The sequence below is a fragment of the Plesiomonas sp. genome (assembly GCF_051650925.1).
Taxonomy (GTDB): Bacteria; Pseudomonadota; Gammaproteobacteria; order Enterobacterales; family CAMTGL01; genus Plesiomonas.
In genome coordinates this window covers 1-18,400 of record NZ_JBOFRH010000200.1, presented here as the reverse complement: position 1 = coordinate 18,400, position 18,400 = coordinate 1, and the positions used below count along the sequence as shown (strand labels likewise).

Annotated in this window: 18 protein-coding genes; 15 read left to right on the top strand and 3 right to left on the bottom strand. The window is 47.4% G+C overall.

Going from position 1 to position 18,400, the window contains the following annotated elements:
- Positions 1-109: 109 nt before the first annotated feature.
- A complete protein-coding gene (locus ACRC27_RS04910; RefSeq protein WP_438639322.1) occupies positions 110-496 on the bottom strand; it encodes a VOC family protein in 387 nt (128 codons plus the stop codon).
- A 97-nt stretch (positions 497-593) separates the two neighbouring features.
- Complete coding sequence (gene rne / locus ACRC27_RS04905) at positions 594-4,433, bottom strand: ribonuclease E (RefSeq protein ID WP_438639321.1); 3,840 nt, start codon at positions 4,431-4,433, stop codon at positions 594-596.
- Between the two features lie 490 nt (positions 4,434-4,923).
- Between rne and rluC the strand changes: the two genes are divergently transcribed.
- Entirely contained in the window at positions 4,924-5,886 is a 963-nt protein-coding gene (gene rluC, locus ACRC27_RS04900) for a 23S rRNA pseudouridine(955/2504/2580) synthase RluC (protein WP_438621744.1), read from the top strand.
- A 154-nt stretch (positions 5,887-6,040) separates the two neighbouring features.
- On the opposite strand, the gene ACRC27_RS04895 is transcribed toward rluC, so the two are convergent.
- Positions 6,041-6,634: a Maf family protein gene (locus tag ACRC27_RS04895; protein WP_438631112.1), complete on the bottom strand. Its 594-nt coding sequence runs from the start codon at positions 6,632-6,634 to the stop codon at positions 6,041-6,043.
- 144 nt (positions 6,635-6,778) lie between these two features.
- On the opposite strand from ACRC27_RS04895, the gene yceD reads away from it, so the two are divergent.
- The 14 genes from yceD to ACRC27_RS04825 form a co-directional block, all read left to right on the top strand.
- Positions 6,779-7,300 carry a 23S rRNA accumulation protein YceD gene (yceD, locus tag ACRC27_RS04890; RefSeq protein ID WP_438621746.1) on the top strand — a complete coding sequence of 174 codons (522 nt, stop codon included), beginning with the start codon at positions 6,779-6,781 and terminating at the stop codon, positions 7,298-7,300.
- 19 nt (positions 7,301-7,319) lie between these two features.
- Complete coding sequence (gene rpmF, locus ACRC27_RS04885) at positions 7,320-7,490, top strand: 50S ribosomal protein L32 (RefSeq protein WP_438621747.1); 171 nt, start codon at positions 7,320-7,322, stop codon at positions 7,488-7,490.
- A 12-nt stretch (positions 7,491-7,502) separates the two neighbouring features.
- Positions 7,503-8,528: a phosphate acyltransferase PlsX gene (gene plsX, locus ACRC27_RS04880; protein ID WP_438621748.1), complete on the top strand. Its 1,026-nt coding sequence runs from the start codon at positions 7,503-7,505 to the stop codon at positions 8,526-8,528.
- A gap of 6 nt (positions 8,529-8,534) precedes the next feature.
- Positions 8,535-9,494, top strand: coding sequence for a beta-ketoacyl-ACP synthase III (locus ACRC27_RS04875; RefSeq protein WP_438621749.1), 960 nt, complete (start codon positions 8,535-8,537; stop codon positions 9,492-9,494).
- A 76-nt stretch (positions 9,495-9,570) separates the two neighbouring features.
- Entirely contained in the window at positions 9,571-10,512 is a 942-nt protein-coding gene (gene fabD, locus ACRC27_RS04870) for an ACP S-malonyltransferase (RefSeq protein ID WP_438631108.1), read from the top strand.
- Positions 10,513-10,522: 10 nt separating this feature from the next.
- Positions 10,523-11,257: a 3-oxoacyl-ACP reductase FabG gene (gene fabG / locus ACRC27_RS04865; RefSeq protein ID WP_438621751.1), complete on the top strand. Its 735-nt coding sequence runs from the start codon at positions 10,523-10,525 to the stop codon at positions 11,255-11,257.
- Positions 11,258-11,415: 158 nt separating this feature from the next.
- Positions 11,416-11,649 carry an acyl carrier protein gene (gene acpP / locus ACRC27_RS04860; protein ID WP_438621752.1) on the top strand — a complete coding sequence of 78 codons (234 nt, stop codon included), beginning with the start codon at positions 11,416-11,418 and terminating at the stop codon, positions 11,647-11,649.
- An 81-nt stretch (positions 11,650-11,730) separates the two neighbouring features.
- Positions 11,731-12,969 (top strand): beta-ketoacyl-ACP synthase II, encoded by a 1,239-nt coding sequence (fabF, locus tag ACRC27_RS04855; protein WP_438621753.1) that lies wholly within the window; start codon positions 11,731-11,733, stop codon positions 12,967-12,969.
- A 274-nt stretch (positions 12,970-13,243) separates the two neighbouring features.
- The gene (pabC, locus tag ACRC27_RS04850; protein WP_438631106.1) at positions 13,244-14,074 is read left to right on the top strand and encodes an aminodeoxychorismate lyase; all 831 of its coding nucleotides are present in this window, start codon (positions 13,244-13,246) and stop codon (positions 14,072-14,074) included.
- Entirely contained in the window at positions 14,074-15,084 is a 1,011-nt protein-coding gene (gene mltG, locus ACRC27_RS04845; RefSeq protein WP_438639320.1) for an endolytic transglycosylase MltG, read from the top strand. Before pabC ends, mltG begins: the two co-directional genes overlap by 1 nt.
- Positions 15,085-15,089: 5 nt before the next feature.
- The gene (tmk, locus tag ACRC27_RS04840) at positions 15,090-15,725 is read left to right on the top strand and encodes a dTMP kinase (RefSeq protein WP_438631102.1); all 636 of its coding nucleotides are present in this window, start codon (positions 15,090-15,092) and stop codon (positions 15,723-15,725) included.
- Position 15,726: 1 nt separating this feature from the next.
- Positions 15,727-16,737, top strand: coding sequence for a DNA polymerase III subunit delta' (gene holB / locus ACRC27_RS04835; RefSeq protein WP_438639319.1), 1,011 nt, complete (start codon positions 15,727-15,729; stop codon positions 16,735-16,737).
- Positions 16,738-16,764: 27 nt separating this feature from the next.
- Positions 16,765-17,550, top strand: a complete 786-nt coding sequence (locus tag ACRC27_RS04830; RefSeq protein WP_438621758.1) for a YchF/TatD family DNA exonuclease — start codon at positions 16,765-16,767, stop codon at positions 17,548-17,550.
- Between the two features lie 369 nt (positions 17,551-17,919).
- Positions 17,920-18,400: MFS transporter (locus ACRC27_RS04825; RefSeq protein WP_438639318.1), on the top strand; the 481-nt coding region annotated here is incomplete at its 3' end.

The window sequence follows — 18,400 nt, the reverse complement described above, 5'->3', positions numbered from 1 at the left end:
ACATGTGTTTGTTATTACGAAAGATAATTTGTATTAAAACGAAAATTAAACGCCCGCCTCTAAGAGGGCTGGTAAAACTACATGAATCAGCCCTCTTTTGAGATATTTGCTATATGCTTGCATATGTTGATATTTCAATCAGATTCCCATCAGGATCTCTGAAATAAAATGATGTTATTGAACCTTGTGCTCCGGTACGTAGTACAGGCCCCTCTGTAATCATCACACCTTGATTTTTCACATGCTCTATGGCTTTAGAAAACGGAGTATCAACAATAAAACACAAGTCAGCACTTCCGGGCATGGCATTTTGAGCTTTAGGCTCATATTCATAACCAAGTTGATGAAGATTGATCTTTTGAGATCCAAACTTTAGAGCAATTCGACCTGCCCCAAAACTAATCACTTTCATACCCAACACATTTGCATAAAAATCCACGGTTGCTGGAATATCTGAAACCGTCAGAACTAAATGATCAAGATGGCTAATCTTCATTTAATGCTCCACTTTCTGGGGTAACACATAGGCAAAATAAAAGCCGCTAATGCGGCTTTTATTTTGGTGCGAGGCACAGGTTAGGTAGTATTACCTACTATAAACCTGTTTTTGCCGCCGCTGCTTGGGCATGGTGCGTAGCCGCCTGACTTCCAGCCGCGCCGCGTCCGGTAAACTCATAAACCGGACGAACCCAATCACTGTGCACAGGAGCTGCAGCATTTGAGCTGATAGCAGGTGCTTTTGCCATAGATGCACTGGAATAACCACGTGGAGGCGTTGTCTGAATTGGGTTAACCTCAATCAGAACCTCTTCTAGCGGCATTTCATCACAAACACTGCCAGTGCTGATGGTAGTATCAGCAGCAGGCTCAGAGAGCGTCTCTGCGATAGCATCGGCAACAATTGGCAACTCTATTGGTGATGGTTCCATCACGGCAAGGGCTTCTGGCTTGTTATCAATAACTTCTGTCGGTGCGGTAGCTTCTGTAATAGGCGCTACTGTTGCCGTTTCAGTGGTCACGATAGCTTCTGCATTTGCAGTAACCGGTACTTCGCTTAGCTCAACGCTCGGGGTTAGCACAGCAGGTTCTACAGCGGTAACAGAGTCAGTATTTGTGGCTGCTTCTGGCTGCTGCAGAGGTGTTGTGGTCTCAGCCACTGCTTGGGAAATGGTTGTTTCCTCAACAGTCTGTACCGGTGCTGTGATAACTGCTTTTGCAACATCTGATGTAGCAACCGGACTCACCTGTGCATCACGTATTGCTTGTTCTTTTGCAGCCGCAGCCGCAGAAGGGGACATAGCACGGGAAGACGACGATGACGTTGCCGATGTTGCTGATACAGCGCTTAACACTGGAGCGACCAACACAGAGCGTGGTACTACGGCTTCTGTCGAAACAGTTTCAGCGGAGCTTGCATTAGCAATGTTTACCGTTTCTGTTTCTACAGCATTTTGTGATGAAGATGGATAATCATCAGTACAAGCTGCTGGTTTGGTTGCCACGGTAGATACTGCACCGGCTTGCGCAGGTGTTGCATTCGTTGCTGCTGTAGCCAAATTATCATTCACGCTGCTTGGTGCTGCTTGAATAACCTCTGGCGCTACTGCTGCTGCTGCGACAGTTTCAGTCATCCGAGCTGGAGCTTGAGCGGCTGCAACTGCATGAGCTTGTGCTGCCTGATTTTCCAACAGAACTTCGTTAGGAACAAATGCCGCAGCCTCTGCATGTTGGGTTACTGCATCGGTATTGCGTTCAGCTTGCTGTACCGGATACTGAACCCATACCTTACCGCTGGCGAGTTCTGGAGAGAACATTGCCATCTCAAGTGGAACTGGAGAGGTGGTATTACGGCGATCATCACGATAGCGACGACGACGCTGACCGCTAACACGCAAATGACGTGGTGAACGGCGAGAACGACGGTGGCCATCAAAGTTACGATCTTGATTTTCACCCGTAGCTGACTCTGCATCATTAGCATTGCTGTTTGTTGCTTCGACAGCAGGAGTGTGTGCCTGACGTGGTTCTGATGCCGTTGCATTGGCCGTGACGTTTACCGTATCGGCGGTCTGCACTGCAGTCGGTTCAGCAACCGGTGATGTTGTTGCATCAGTTTCAGCATTAACATCAGTAATGCGAACCTTACGGCGCAATTGACGACGCTGACGACGTTGTGTGACCTGCTGCTGTTTATCTTCTTCGATCTCAGTGGCAGTGTTTACAACAACGTTATTTTCAGCTTGTGCAACTTGCACGGTATTTTCAGATACCGCCGACGTTTGGCGCTTTTCATCAGGACGACGACGCTGCTGACGTTCAGGACGATTACCACGAGGCTGTTCGTCACGTGGTTTACGACGCTCATTGTTACGATCTTGATCGTTTACATTCGCAGCGTTGTCATCGGTTTGTGCAGCACGAGGGTTGCGATTTTCCTGATTACGACGGCGACGGTTATCATTATCACCACGTTCAGTACGCTCGGAGCGCTCGTTGCGATCATGTGAACGTTCATTGGAACGCTCGTTGCGATCGTTACGGTCACCACGGTCATTGCCATTACGGTCGTTGCGGTCATTACGATCACGACGAGGCTGACGATCATCTCGCTGGCGGCTATTACGCTGTGGACGACGATGCTCGCGTTGTTCAGTCTTAACCGGCTCTACTTTTTCTGGCGCTACGGTTTCACTTGAGGCAAAAATAGACTTAATGAAACCAAAGAAACGGCTAAAAATAGACGCTTTTTCTGCTTCAGTAGCACGAGGTGCTGCTGGAGTAGGGGCTTGTACCGGTGGAATATTAACGACTGCAGGCGCTTCTGGTGGCGTTGACAAACCAGCAAGCGCCGGTGTTTCAACCACAGGTGGTTTACGGCGCTCGGTGCTTTGCTCTTCCGCTTCAGCCAGTGCTGCTGCTTCATGGATTTGAGGCAACAAGTAGCTCAGTGCATTGCTCTCTTCACCTTCACGCATACGCACAACATTAAAGTGCGGAGTTTCCATGCGATCATTTGGCACAACAATAACGCGTACGTTATGGCGTGATTCAATCACCCCAATCGATTTACGCTTTTCGTTGAGCAGGTAAGAGGCAATATGTACAGGAACAACAGCGTGTACCTGAGAGGTATTGTCTTTCAGCGCCTCTTCTTCCATTAAACGCAGGATAGAAAGAGAAAGTGATTCATTATCACGCACTGTGCCTGTACCACTACAACGTGGGCAGACATGGTGGCTTGATTCACCCAGTGATGGGCTCAAGCGCTGACGAGACATTTCAAGTAAACCAAAACGTGAAATACGACCAATCTGCACACGGGCGCGATCTTGGCGTACGGCATCACGCATACGGTTTTCAACTTCACGCTGATGACGTACAGGCGTCATGTCAATAAAGTCGATAACAATTAACCCACCCAGATCGCGTAAACGCAATTGGCGTGCAATCTCATCTGCAGCTTCTAAGTTGGTATTTAGCGCGGTCTCTTCGATATCGCCACCGCGGGTTGCGCGGGCGGAGTTGATGTCGATAGCGGTTAAGGCTTCAGTACTATCGATAACGATAGAGCCACCGGAAGGCAAGCGCACTTCACGTTGGAACGCAGACTCGATTTGAGACTCAATTTGGTAATGACTGAACAGAGGAACTTCACCCTGATACAGTTTTACGCGGCTGAGGAAATCAGGACGAACCAGTTTGATATGCTCTTTAGCTTTCTCAAAAATGGTCGGGTTATCAATCAGAATTTCACCAATATCACGACGTAAATAGTCGCGGATCGCGCGAACAATCACATCACTTTCTTGATGAACTAAGAACGGTGCTTGACGGGTCTCTGCTGTTTGGCGGATAGATTCCCAATGGTGCAAGAGCACTTTGAGATCCCACTGCAACTCTTCAGCGGACTTGCCAACACCGGCAGTACGCACAATCAGACCCATACCATCTGGCAGTTCAAGTGCTGATAAAGCTTCTTTTAGTTCAGTGCGCTCTTCACCTTCAATGCGGCGGGAGATACCACCGGCACGTGGGTTGTTTGGCATAAGAACCAAATAGCTTCCGGCAAGGCTGATAAAGGTAGTTAGTGCAGCACCTTTGTTGCCACGCTCTTCTTTATCAACCTGAACAATCACTTCCTGGCCTTCGCGCAAAACATCTTTGATGTTCGGGCGGCCATGATACGAATAGTTTGCCGGGAAATATTCACGGGCAACCTCTTTTAGAGGTAGAAAACCGTGACGGTCGGCACCATAATCAACAAAGGCAGCTTCCAGACTTGGCTCAACACGCGTGATTTTTCCCTTGTAAATATTGGCTTTTTTCTGCTCATGTCCTGGGCTTTCAATGTCTAGGTCATACAGTTTTTGGCCATCTACAAGTGCGACGCGCAACTCTTCCTTTTGAGTTGCGTTGATCAACATTCTTTTCATTCAGTTTACTCATTATTTTTTCGTTGGCATCAGAGTCAGCGGGCACATTCAGCCTGCCAGACATTATCGACCCCGAGTCTATAGCATGGCCGTCAGCCTCTCGGCTGTCACATGCATGGGGCGCATTGATAATGCGTTGTGCACTTATTCTCTTATTCCTAGATGAAAATATCTTCTACGGCGCTAATGCACATCATGAAGATATATCACCGACAATAGAGGGATGACTGCACATTCTTAAGTATAAGACTGTATAATGGTTACCACAGTCGACAGTGCTGCTACCCGTGACTCACTAAGTGCTTGTTATGCTTAACGTCTTACGCCATTGCAGCGTTATGGCAAGCAAGCAAACTTTAAAATTCCATCGGTTGCGTGCAACGACAAATACAATCGTGGAAAATCACGACATTATCCCATTCATAAAGTGTGTTAGGCAAGATTACTTTTTTACAGAAACTGAGATCCGCCTCATGCTAAAATCATTCATATGAAAGAAATTAATACGAAAGTACAAATACTGACCGTTTCTGATGATGAAGCAGGCCAGCGAATTGATAACTATTTACGCACTCGTTTAAAGGGTGTTCCTAAAAGCATGTTGTACCGAATTTTGCGTAAGGGCGAAGTTCGAGTGAACAAAAAACGGATTAAACCTGAATATAAGTTACTGGCCGGTGATGATGTTCGTGTGCCACCTATTCGTATGTCAGAAAAAGAGGATGCACCAATCTCTGCCAAACTGAACCGTGTGGCTCAATTGTCTGACTGCATTTTGTACGAAGATGAGGGTTTGCTGGTGTTAAATAAACCTTCTGGTACAGCGGTTCATGGTGGTAGTGGTTTAAGTTTTGGTGTGATTGAAGGGTTACGTGCGTTGCGCCCTGAAGCTCGTTTTCTGGAGCTAGTACACCGTTTAGATCGCGATACATCGGGTATCTTACTGGTTGCGAAAAAACGTTCGGTGCTGCGTGATTTACACGAGCAGTTGCGTGTAAAAACGGTACAGAAAGACTACCTTGCACTGGTGCGTGGTCAGTGGCAAAAACATTGTAGAGCGGTACAAGCGCCACTGATCAAAAATGTGTTGCAAAGTGGTGAGCGTATTGTGCGAGTGAGCACAGAGGGCAAACCGTCAGAAACACGTTTTGAGATTGTTGAGCGTTTTGAGCACGCAACACTGGTAAAAGCCAGCCCGATAACAGGGCGTACACACCAAATTCGTGTACATACCTTACATGCCGGTCATCCGATTGCTTTTGATGATAAATACGGTGATCGTGATTTTGACGCAACGCTTGCAGGAAGTGGCTTAAATCGTCTGTTTTTGCATGCGGCGGCTATTCGGTTTCGTCATCCACAAACCGGCAATGAGATGACTATTGAGGCGCCGCTTGATCCGGTACTGAAAAATGCCGTTATGCGGTTGCGTGATAAACGTACTGAATATTAAGGCTGATTTTTTACGTTGAACTGTATCTGCTGCAATCTATCCATTGTGGTGTAGCAAATAGGGTATACCTCAAGGTGAGGGCATAGCCCTTCACCTGTGAGTTGAGCGCTAAATGGGTTATCACATTGAAATTCAAGTGGTAACCAACTGAGAATTATGCGTTTATCAGTAATGGGTTGATACCTTGTTGGCACAGCATTTGCGTTAAGCTAATCAGTGGTAAACCAATTAATGTATTAGGATCTTTTCCCTCTAAACGCTCAAACAAGGTGATACCTAAGCCTTCTGCTTTAAAACTGCCTGCACACCATAGCGGCTGTTCTTTAGCGATATACGCCACGATTTCAGCATCAGAAAGGGTGCGAAAGTGGACATAAAAAGGCTCACAACGGGTTTCAATTTGGTTTGTTGCGCTGTTATAGAGCGATAATCCGGTATAAAATGTTACGGTTTGGCCACTGGCTGCGCGGAGTTGCTCATGAGCTCGCTCGACGGTCAGCGGTTTGCCGGTAATCTGGTTGTTTAATACGCAGACCTGATCAGAGCCAATAATCAGGTGATGTGGGTACTGTTGTGCTAATGCCGTCGCTTTTGCATGGGCTAAACGGGTAACGAGTTGCTCTGCTGACTCACCGGCTTGTGCAGTTTCATCAATATCAGGGTTAGCACATTGAAATGGCAGGCCGAGTTTTTCGAGCAGCTGTTTACGAAAAGGAGATGTTGATGCAAGGATCAAATTTAGTTGCATTCTTCACTCTGTCAGTAGATAAAATGTGCTGGCTATTTTAGACTTGTGCGCAATTTATGGCGAGTGAATGAGAAAGCACGCTTTTTCTTTGACTCCGAGTCATTACAAAGTTAATATGCGCGCCCAATGCAAAAGGTAAATCCTATGCAAAAGGTTAAATTGCCCTTATCGGTTGATCCGGTAAAAACGGCGCTAAAACGTCTTGATTATCAGGGTGTTTATCCTGCAAGTGTTTTAGCTCGGACTACCGAAGCAACGGATGGCGTGCTCAGTGATGCCAACGTCACGCTATCTTTTGAGATAGATGAGCAGAAGTTGACAGTGGTAAAAGGTCAGGCTGAAGTGTCTGTCCGTTTAACATGCCAGCGCTGCAATAAGACGTATGACAAAACTGTTCACGTAACGTTTTGCTACAGTCCAATCGCCAATGACGAGCAGGCTGAAGCATTGCCGGAAATCTACGAGCCAGTCGAGTTTAATGAGTTCGGTGAGATAGACCTATTAGGGATTATCGAAGACGAAATCATTCTTGCCTTGCCGCAGGTTCCGGTGCATGAACCCGAACACTGTGAAGTGTCCACAGCGGACATGGTTTTTGGTGAGTTGCCTCCCGAGGCTGACAAACCAAATCCATTCGCCGTACTAGCTAGTTTAAAGCAAAAGTAATCCTCGAGGAGTAAGGTCAATGGCCGTACAACAGAACAAAAAATCTCGTGCAAAGCGTGGTACTCGTCGTGCTCATGATGCACTGACTACTGCAGCTGTGTCCGTAGACAAGGTTTCTGGTGAAACCCACCTGCGTCACCATGTTACAGCTGACGGTTTTTACCGTGGCCGCAAGGTAATTGCTAAGTAATTAGGCGTTACTTTGACTCGTCTAACCATTGCGTTAGATGTCATGGGCGGGGACTTCGGTCCCCGTGTCACCATTCCTGCCGCCTTGCAGAGCTTGACATCCAATTCTCAATTGCATTTGCTGCTAGTAGGCGATCAGCAAACTATCTCCCCATATCTAAAATCTGCCCCCGCAGATCTGCTTTCTCGCCTTGAAATTATCCATACCCAGCACACTATCTCAAATGAGATGCGACCTTCTGTTGCAATCCGCCGTAGCCGTGATACCTCAATGCGTAAAGCATTAGAGCTAGTGCGGGATGGACACGCCTTTGCATGCGTCAGTGCAGGGAATACCGGTGCTCTGATGGGGCTGGCAAAGATGATTTTGAAACCTCTAGCCGGTATTGAACGCCCAGCACTGGTTGCTGCGTTGCCCAATACGCAACGAGGGAAAACCTTACTGCTCGATTTAGGGGCTAATGTAGACTCTTCGGCAAGCATGCTGTTTCAATTTGCTGTGATGGGCGCTGTGCTTGCAGAAGAGTTATATGCGGTAACATCTCCACAAGTGGCACTGTTAAATATTGGCGAAGAAGAGGTGAAGGGTAACGATACCATTCGTCAGGCTGCAGAGTATTTAAAACAGTGCCCGGATATTTGTTATCAAGGCTATATTGAAGGCAACCATATTTTAACCGGAAAAGCAGATGTTGTTGTCTGTGATGGTTTTGTTGGAAACGTAACACTAAAAACCATGGAAGGGGTGGCCCACCTGTTTTTGTCACAACTGCGCAGCAAAACACAAACTCACAGCGTGTTGCGATTTTTGGGGCGTTGGTTACTAAAAAAGGCCTTTTCACGCATGGGGGAGTTGAACCCCGACCAGTATAATGGCGCAAGTCTGTTAGGATTACGCGGTATTGTCGTGAAAAGCCACGGTGGGGCCAATCAACAGGCGCTGGTTTGTGCCATTGAGCAGGCGACGCAGGAGGTGCACCGGCAAGTTCCGGCGCGCATTGCTGCACGTCTCGACGCTGTATTACTCAAGAGTGACTAATCGTTCATGTATACAAGAATTTTAGGAACGGGCAGTTATCTGCCTGCTCAGGTTCGCAGTAATGCTGATTTAGAGCAGATGGTAGAAACGACCGATGAGTGGATTGTCAGCCGAACCGGCATCCGTGAACGCCGCATTGCGGCAGAAAATGAAACCGTTGCTACGATGGCGAGTGAAGCGGCGCGTAATGCCCTTGATATGGCCGGTATCGATAAAGATGATATCGGGTTAATCATTGTTGCTACCGCATCGGCAACGCATGCATTTCCAAGTGCTGCGTGTCAGGTTCAAGCATTACTCGGTATTAAAGATGCCGCTGCATTTGATTTGGCTGCCGCCTGTGCGGGTTTTACCTATGCACTGAGTGTTGCTGATCAATATGTGCGTAATGGTGCGGTTAAACATGCACTGGTTATCGGCTCTGATCTGCTTTCCCGTACACTTGATCCACAAGATCGCGGTACAGTGATTTTGTTTGGTGATGCAGCGGGCGCTGTGGTATTGGGCGCTTCGGAAGAGGCGGGTATTTTATCTACCCATCTGCATGCTGATGGCCGTTATGGTGAGCTTTTAGCACTGCCTTATGGCGAGCGTGGTCAACCTGAGTTGAGCGATAGCTGCTATTTAACCATGAAAGGTAATGATGTCTTTAAAGTGGCGGTTACCGAACTGGCTAATTTGGTAGAAGAGACACTATCTGCCAACAATATCAGTAAAGATCAACTTGACTGGCTTGTTCCACATCAGGCGAATCTACGCATTATTAACGCGACTGCCCGCAAGTTGGGTATGGGGCTAGATAAAGTGGTGATCACCCTTGATCGTCAGGGGAATACCTCGTCAGCTTCCGTACCAACGGCACTTGATGAAGCGGTGCGTGATGGTCGAATTCAGCGTGGGCAACTTATCTTGCTTGAAGCCTTTGGTGGCGGTTTTACCTGGGGATCGGCACTGGTTCGTTTCTAACGGCCATATGTGCGCGGTACAGTACCCAGAAAGTAAACGTAGCAGAAAAACAGTCAAATTATATCAGGAAAGATAAATGACAACATTTGCGATGGTGTTTCCCGGTCAGGGTTCTCAATCTGTTGGTATGCTGGCTGACTTAGCACAGCAGTATCCCATTGTTGAACAAACATTTTCTGAAGCATCAGATGTTTTAGGTTATGACCTGTGGGCATTGGTACAGCAAGGCCCCGCTGAAGAGCTGAATAAAACATGGAAAACACAGCCGGCACTGCTGACAGCATCAGTGGCTATCTGGCGTGTTTGGCATGCACTTGAAGGTGCATCACCACGTTTACTGGCTGGCCATAGCTTGGGTGAGTACTCTGCATTAGTGTGTGCAGGTGTCATCGACTTTAAAGATGCCGTACGTTTAGTGGAACTGCGCGGTCAGCTAATGCAAGAGGCTGTTCCTGAAGGAACCGGTGCAATGGCTGCTATTATCGGGTTGGATAATGCCGCGATTGCGCAAGCCTGTGCTGAATCAGCTCACGATCAAATTGTTGCGCCAGTGAACTTTAACTCACCTGGACAAGTGGTCATCGCCGGTAATAAAGAGGCCGTTGAGCGTGCCGGTGCAGCCTGTAAAGCGGCAGGTGCAAAACGTGCATTGCCTCTGCCTGTTAGCGTGCCATCACACTGTGCGCTGATGAAGCCTGCGGCAGACAAATTAGCTGTTGCACTTGAAAATATTCCGTTTCACTCGCCGGCATTGCCTGTTTTGAATAATGTGGATGTTGCAGCAGAGCAAAATGCAGAGGCTATTCGCCATGCATTGGTTCGCCAGTTGTATAGCCCAGTACGCTGGAGTGAAACGGTAGAGGCGATGGCAGAGCAGGGTATTACCCATCTGCTAGAAGTTGGCCCAGGCAAAGTATTAACCGGATTAACTAAGCGTATTGTCGATAGCATGACAGCCACTGCGATTAATGACACTGCATCAGTGACCTCCGCTATTGATGCGGCAGCAGCAAAATAAGAGGGATAACATGAGTTTGAATGGAAAAGTTGCGCTTGTGACTGGCGCTAGCCGCGGTATTGGCCGTGCAATTGCAGAATCATTCGTGGCACAAGGTGCGAAGGTTATTGGTACCGCAACTAGCGAATCAGGTGCAGAAGCTATCAGTGCATACCTTGGTGTGAACGGTAAAGGCTTGATGCTTAATGTGACAGACGTAACATCTATTGAGCATGTTCTTGAAGTTATCCGTGCAGAATTTGGTGAAGTCGACATTTTAGTGAATAATGCCGGCATTACCCGTGATAATTTGTTAATGCGGATGAAAGATGACGAATGGCAAGATATCATGGATACTAACCTGACATCTGTATTCCGTCTGTCTAAAGCCGTGCTGCGTGCTATGATGAAAAAACGTTGTGGCCGCATTATCAGCATTGGCTCTGTTGTGGGTACAATGGGCAATGCCGGTCAAACAAACTATGCTGCTGCAAAAGCAGGCTTAGTGGGCTTCACCAAGTCATTGGCTCGTGAGGTCGGTTCACGTGGTATCACCGTGAATGCTGTGGCACCCGGTTTTATTGAAACCGATATGACACGTGCATTGAACGATGATCAACGTGCTGGTATTTTATCCCAAGTGCCTGCTGGGCGTTTGGGTGAAGCAAAAGAAATTGCATCTGTTGTGGCGTTTTTAGCCTCAGAAGGTGCGGCTTATATCACCGGTGAAACAATTCATGTCAACGGTGGCATGTATATGGTGTAAAATAGTTGCGAGTTTTTTGACTTAATACCGTGAAATTCTGGGTAAATCCCGTAAAATCGTGGTTTGACCAGAGTGGTATCGGTTGCAACTTTTGCGCCATTGAATACACTAGGGAAACCATCGCGCTATTGAGCGAGTTTGATAGGAAAATAAAGAGTATGAGCACTATCGAAGAACGCGTTAAGAAAATCATCATCGAGCAACTGGGCGTTAAAGAAGACGAAGTGAAGTCAGAAGCTTCATTCGTTGAAGACCTGGGCGCTGATTCTCTTGACACCGTTGAGCTGGTAATGGCTCTGGAAGAAGAATTTGATACTGAAATTCCAGACGAAGAAGCTGAAAAGATCACTACTGTTCAGGCTGCTATCGACTACATCCAGAACAACCAGTAATTGAACACACCTAGGCGGTCAATCGACCGCCTATGTTTTTTATACCCTCAGTAATCGCTTTCCCCCCTTGGAGTGGCAAACGTGTCTAAACGTCGAGTCGTTGTGACTGGAATGGGCATGCTGTCTCCTGTCGGTAATACAGTCGAGGCTTCTTGGAAAGCCCTGCTTGCCGGTCAGAGTGGCATCAGCCTGATCGAACACTTTGATACCACCGCTTTTGCAACCCGTTTTGCTGGCCTGGTTAAAGATTTTAATTGTGAAGAGTATCTGTCGCGTAAAGACGCGCGCAAAATGGATCTCTTCATTCAATACGGTATTGCTGCCGGAATTCAAGCATTCGATGACTCAGGTTTAACCGTCAACGAGCAAAATGCTGACCGCATTGGTGTTGCTGTAGGTTCAGGTATTGGTGGTCTTGGTCTGATTGAAGATAACCACAATGCACTGCTCAGTGGCGGCCCGCGTAAGATCAGCCCGTTTTTTGTGCCATCGACTATTGTGAATATGATTGCAGGTCATCTGTCTATCATGCGTGGTTTGCGTGGCCCGAATATTGCTATTTCTACCGCATGTTCAACCGGTGTACACAATATTGGCCATGCGGCACGTATGATTGCTTACGGTGATGCTGACGCTATGCTGGCCGGTGGGTCAGAAAAAGCGAGCACCCCGATGGGTATGGGGGGCTTTGCCGCTGCCCGTGCGCTGTCTACCCGTAATGATGATCCGCAAGCGGCAAGCCGCCCATGGGATCGCGATCGTGACGGCTTCGTGCTGGGCGATGGCGCAGGGATGATGGTGCTCGAAGAGTACGAGCACGCCAAAGCCCGTGGCGCAAAAATTTATGCCGAGTTAGTGGGTTTTGGAATGAGCGGTGATGCTTATCACATGACATCTCCTCCGGCTGATGGTGCAGGTGCAGCACTGGCGATGGTCAATGCCATTCGTGATGCTGGTGTTGATGTCAGCCAGATTCAGTATGTGAACGCGCACGGTACATCAACGCCGGCCGGTGATATTGCTGAAACGCGTGCGGTAAAAAGCGTGTTTGGTGATTTTTCCAAGCAGGTTATGGTGAGCTCAACAAAATCAATGACTGGCCACTTGTTGGGTGCTGCAGGTTCTGTTGAAGCTATTTTTACCGTGATGTCGTTAAAAGATCAGGCGATTGCGCCGACCATCAATTTAGATAATCCAGATGACGAGTGTGATTTGGATTATGTACCACATGAAGCACGTCAGGCGCATATTGAATATGCACTGTGTAACTCATTTGGTTTTGGCGGCACCAATGGTTCACTGCTTTTTCGCAAAATCTAGTCTTAACAAGTAGATCTGCGAAAAATAGAGCCTTGTAAACGCTCAATCTTGCTTTATCCCACATCTGATTTGTTATACTCAGGTGTGCAGTACCCAAACCCGATACGACAGTATTGGGTTTTTTTTGTCTGTTACACATGTATGTATGCATATATACATACGGTAAGATAGGCAGCAAGCAAAGCAATACGGCAATCTTGTATCAATCTCCGTTCGGTTGAGGGAACAATGCAAAAGGCAATCCAAGCGGTAAGGCCAAACAACGGGTACGCTCATGCTGATTAATGGTCTTCGAGACACTCAACTTAATGCAGCAGATCGTGGCTTAGCTTACGGTGATGGTAGCTTTACGACGGCGCGTGTGGTTCGGGGAAAGGTGCAATTACAGCAAGCACATATTGCGCGTTTATTACTTGCATGCCAGCGCTTATCAATAACTTTTCCTGATACAGCACTGTTGCAAAGCGAAATTGAGATGCTGGCACGTGAGATTGATCAGGGTGTATTGAAAGTGATGATTACACGTGGCCTTGGCGGACGCGGATACAGCAGTGTAGATTGCAACAACACGACACGAATCATCAGTGCAGCACAATGGCCGATACAGTATACGCGCTGGCAACAAGAGGGAATTCGGCTGGGTGAAAGCCAGATTCCATTGGGGATCACGCCGTTGCTGGCGGGAATTAAGCACTTAAACCGCCTTGAGCAGGTATTAATTCGTCGACAGCTTGATCAGCATAATGTGGCTCATCCCCCTAAAGCTGCGCTTGATGATCTTTTGGTCTGTGACGGTGCAGGTTATCTGGTGGAGTGCTGTGCGGCAAACCTGTTTTGGCGCAAAGACAATACTCTGTTTACGCCGAAATTAGATCAGGCCGGTGTCAGCGGAGTTATGCGTGAGCATATTATGGCCAATTGCGACCGGCTGGGTTGGCATTGTGAGTTGGTACGGGAAACGGTGCAAACACTGATTAATGCTGACGAAATATTTATTTGTAATGCACTTTTACCTGTGGTCCCAGTGAGATTTTTTCGGGATCGGCACTTCTCTGATTTTTCTGCGACTCGGCAGATTCAACGTTTTTTGGACGATAGTTTGTGATGAAAAAAGTTGCCCTTATTTTATCTGTTTTGGGCTTGATAGCCGCGCTTTTGGCATTCTCTTTTTACAACAAAGTTGAGCAGTTTGCCGATCAGACGCTTAATCCTGTTGAGGATATGATCTTAACCGTAAAACCGGGTACTGGGCAGATAGCACTGGCAGAGTTGCTTGAGCAGCGTGGGCTGCTAAAAAGCGCTGATTTACTGCCGTGGTTGCTGCGTATTGAGCCACAGTATGCTCGTTATAAAGCGGGAAGTTACCGATTACAGCCGAATATGACAGTACGCGACTTACTGCTGCTGCTGGTCAGCGGGAAAGAGGTGCAGCTGAGTATTCGTTTTATTGAAGGTACGCGTTTTAATGAATGGTTACCGATTTTAAACAGAGCGCCCTATATTGAGCATGATTTGAAAGGGCTTACTGAACAGCAGATTGCTGAAAAAATCGGTATAAAAGATGGCAATATTGAAGGTTGGTTATTCCCTGATACTTATCACTATGTAGTGGGAACATCGGCGCTCGATATTCTACAGCGCGCCCATAAACGTATGGAAAAAGAGCTGGCAGCTGCATGGAAAAATCGCGCGGCGGATTTGCCGTTAACATCACCGTATCAGTTGTTGATTTTGGCTTCCATCATCGAAAAAGAGACGGCTATTGAAAGCGAAAGAACCCGAGTCAGCTCAGTTTTTGTAAACCGCTTACGTTTAAAAATGCGTTTGCAAACGGATCCAACGGTGATTTATGGGATGGGGGATAGCTACAAAGGCAATATTACCCGTAAAGATTTACAAACCCCAACACCGTTTAATACCTATACGATTTCAGGTTTACCGCCAACTCCGATTGCGATGCCAGGGCTAGCTTCACTGGCAGCCGCCGCGCGACCAGATACGACGCAATATCTCTATTTTGTGGCCGATGGCAGTGGCGGACACCAGTTTTCGACCAATTTAAATGCGCATAACCAAGCAGTGCGCAGCTACATTAAACAACTTAAGAGAGAGTAATAACCGTGGCCGGTAAGTTTATTGTTATTGAAGGGCTGGAGGGCGCGGGTAAAACAACGGCCCAGCAGACGGTTGTACAAGTATTACAAGCCAGAGGTATTACTGATTTGGTTTTTACCCGCGAGCCGGGTGGTACGCCGCTTGCAGAGCGTTTGCGCAGTTTAATTAAAGAGGGGCATCCTGAAGAGGCACTGACGGATAAAGCGGAAGTGCTGATGCTTTATGCTGCCCGTATTCAGTTGGTTGAGAACGTTATTTTGCCTGCTATGCAACGTGGTGCATGGGTGATCGGGGATAGACATGATCTCTCTTCACAGGCTTATCAGGGCGGTGGCCGTGGTATTGATCCGGTCTTACTGCAAACATTGCGTGATACGGTACTGGGTGATTTTCGCCCTGATTTAACCTTGTATCTGGATATTGACCCAGCTTTAGGGTTACAACGGGCTCGCGCTCGCGGGGCTTTAGATCGTATCGAACAGCAGGCGTTGGCTTTTTTTGAACGCAGCCGTGAACGTTATTTATCTTTTGCGAAGGCTGATTCACGCATCAAAACCATTGATGCAGGCCAGACATTAGAGCAAGTTACCGCATCGATTCGCGATACGCTAAATGCATGGCTGGATACGCAGGAGAGTTGAAGTGCTTTATCCTTGGTTAACGGCTCGTTACCAGCAGATTGTGCAGCCTTACCTGCATGGGCAGGGGCACCATGCCCTGTTATTGAGCAGCTTGCCGGGGATGGGGGTTGAATCTCTGGCAAATGCATTGTCAACACGGTTGCTCTGTTCCGAGCCGCAAGATGAACAGCCTTGCGGCAAGTGTCACAGTTGTCAGCTTATTGCAGCAGGTACGCACCCTGATTTTTATACGGTTACGCCAGAAGCGGGGAAAACCCAAATTGGGGTTGATCGTATTCGGCAGGTGTGTGAAAAGTTATACGCACATGCCCAGCAGGGCGGGGCGAAAGTGGTGTGGATTTCACAGGCTGAAAAGCTGAATGAGGCTTCAGCCAATGCGTTATTGAAAACACTGGAAGAGCCTCCGGCAGCAACATTTTTTCTGCTGGCTACCGGTGAGTCAGAGAGATTATTACCTACGATTACTAGCCGTTGTCAGCGCTGGCATTTTGCTGTGCCAAGTGAACGCCCAGCTTTGCATTGGGTATTGAAACAGTGGTTGGGCGGGCCTGATCAGAGTCTGCGCCAGCCTCCGAGTACCGCTGACATTGCGCAGGCACAGGTTGCACTGCGCTTATCATACGGTGCGCCATTAGCGGCTTTGGTACTTCTCGGTAATGGTACGTTACAGCGTCGGCAACAGGTGTTGACCGCATTTCAGCATTTTTTACTGGATAAAAATATGCTGGCACTGACGGACTGTACTGCCAAAGAGCCTTGTGCAGACAATTTAGCATGGATTATCAGTTTACTTAATGAGGCCAGCGCTGTTGCATTAGGTGCATCACAGGTGCGGATTAACAGCGATATGCTGGCGGTGATTGATACTGTGCTACAGCATATCGGCGTATTGACCTTACAGCACTGGTTGCAGCAGATTATACGTGTTCGCCATGAGCTGATAACATCACCTGCATTGAATACCCCTCTGCTATTGGCAGATCTGTGGTTTATGCTACATCATGATATTTGAGCCAGATATTTCCCTAAGGAGCTCACTGTGTTTTTAATCGATTCCCATTGTCATCTTGATGGGCTGAATTATGAGACCCTGCATAAGGATGTTGATGCCGTACTGGATCACGCAAAAGCGTGTGGCATCGGACATGTCCTGAGTGTTGGCGTTACACTGGAGCGCTATCCGCAATTAAAAGCGATGGTTGCGCACCGTGACGATGTCTCTCTCTCTTGCGGTGTGCACCCGCTTGATCTTGATACACCTTTTGATGCTGATCAGTTGCGTCAAATTGCCGACGAGCCTCAGGTTGTGGCACTCGGTGAGACCGGTTTAGATTATTACTACAGTAAAGACACGGTTGAATTACAGCAGCGTGTTTTTCGTGAGCATATCCGAATTGCTCGTGAAGTGGGTAAGCCATTGATTATTCATACCCGTGATGCGGGTGATGATACCTTGCGGATTTTGCGCGAAGAGAACGCACACGAGTGTGGCGGGGTGATCCACTGCTTTACTGAAACGGCTGAGTTTGCACAACAAGCATTGGCTCTCGGATTTTACATCTCGGTTTCCGGCATTATTACCTTCCGTAATGCTCATGAGTTGCGTGAAGCGGTGCGCGAAGTGCCACTGGATCGCTTACTGGTGGAAACTGATTCACCTTACCTTGCGCCTGTGCCGTATCGTGGTAAAGAGAATCAACCTGCATATGTCAAAGATGTTGCTGAGTATGTTGCTACGTTGAAAGGCGTTTCTCTTGAGACACTGGCGACCACCACAACGGATAACTTTGCTCGTTTATTCGCTACCGCGAAAATAGGGCGTTAGTTACCGGTTACATATTATTTGCTACAATATGCTGACTCAGTACTATATTGGGTCAGTATTTTTCATCTTTATCCCCGTGTTATATCTATTTTTTCTTTTTTCCCTTTTGTGATCTTCTAATATCCGACCTGCTCTTGTCATTTCTGTTTACACCCTTTTGCAGCATGATAGGGTTTTTTAGCGTATCTTTTAATGTATCGTTTAGCATATATACCAATGTGTTGTTTTAGATATATGCTGATCCAGACTTGTGTTTTCCTGCCTATGGGCTGTCGGTAACATGCTGTTTTTATTGCCAGATACCCTAATATCTACCTGATATAGAGGTGTTGTCATTAGGTGGCACATCTTCGTGATTGAGTAACTGTTATGCCGTTATTGTCTCATCAACTGTTATCTGGCCGTTTGGCCCGTATTTTAATTCCCTTATTGATTGGGGTTTTTCTCAATACCGTGGCGTTGTCAGAACTCAATACGCTGGTACCGCTGTGGTTAAGTAAGGCTGATATTCCTACATGGCAAATCGGTATAGTGACTTCAGCTTATTATATCGGCACGTTGGCCGGTTCTTTATTTGCTGGGCGCTGTGTGATGGCTTTGGGATATACCCGTAGTTATCAGCTATTTTGCCTGCTGTTTATTCTATTTTGTGCTGGATTATGGTTACCAGAGCAGACAATAACATGGAGTTTAGTGCGCTTTCTGGTCGGGTTTGCTTGTGCGGGGATCTGGGTATTTATAGAGAGCTGGTTACTGACGCTGGGTGAGCCGAGTGAGCGCGGGCAACTGCTGGCCGTGTACATGGTGATTTTTTATCTGGGATCAGTCGGTGGGCAGTTGATGCTAACGG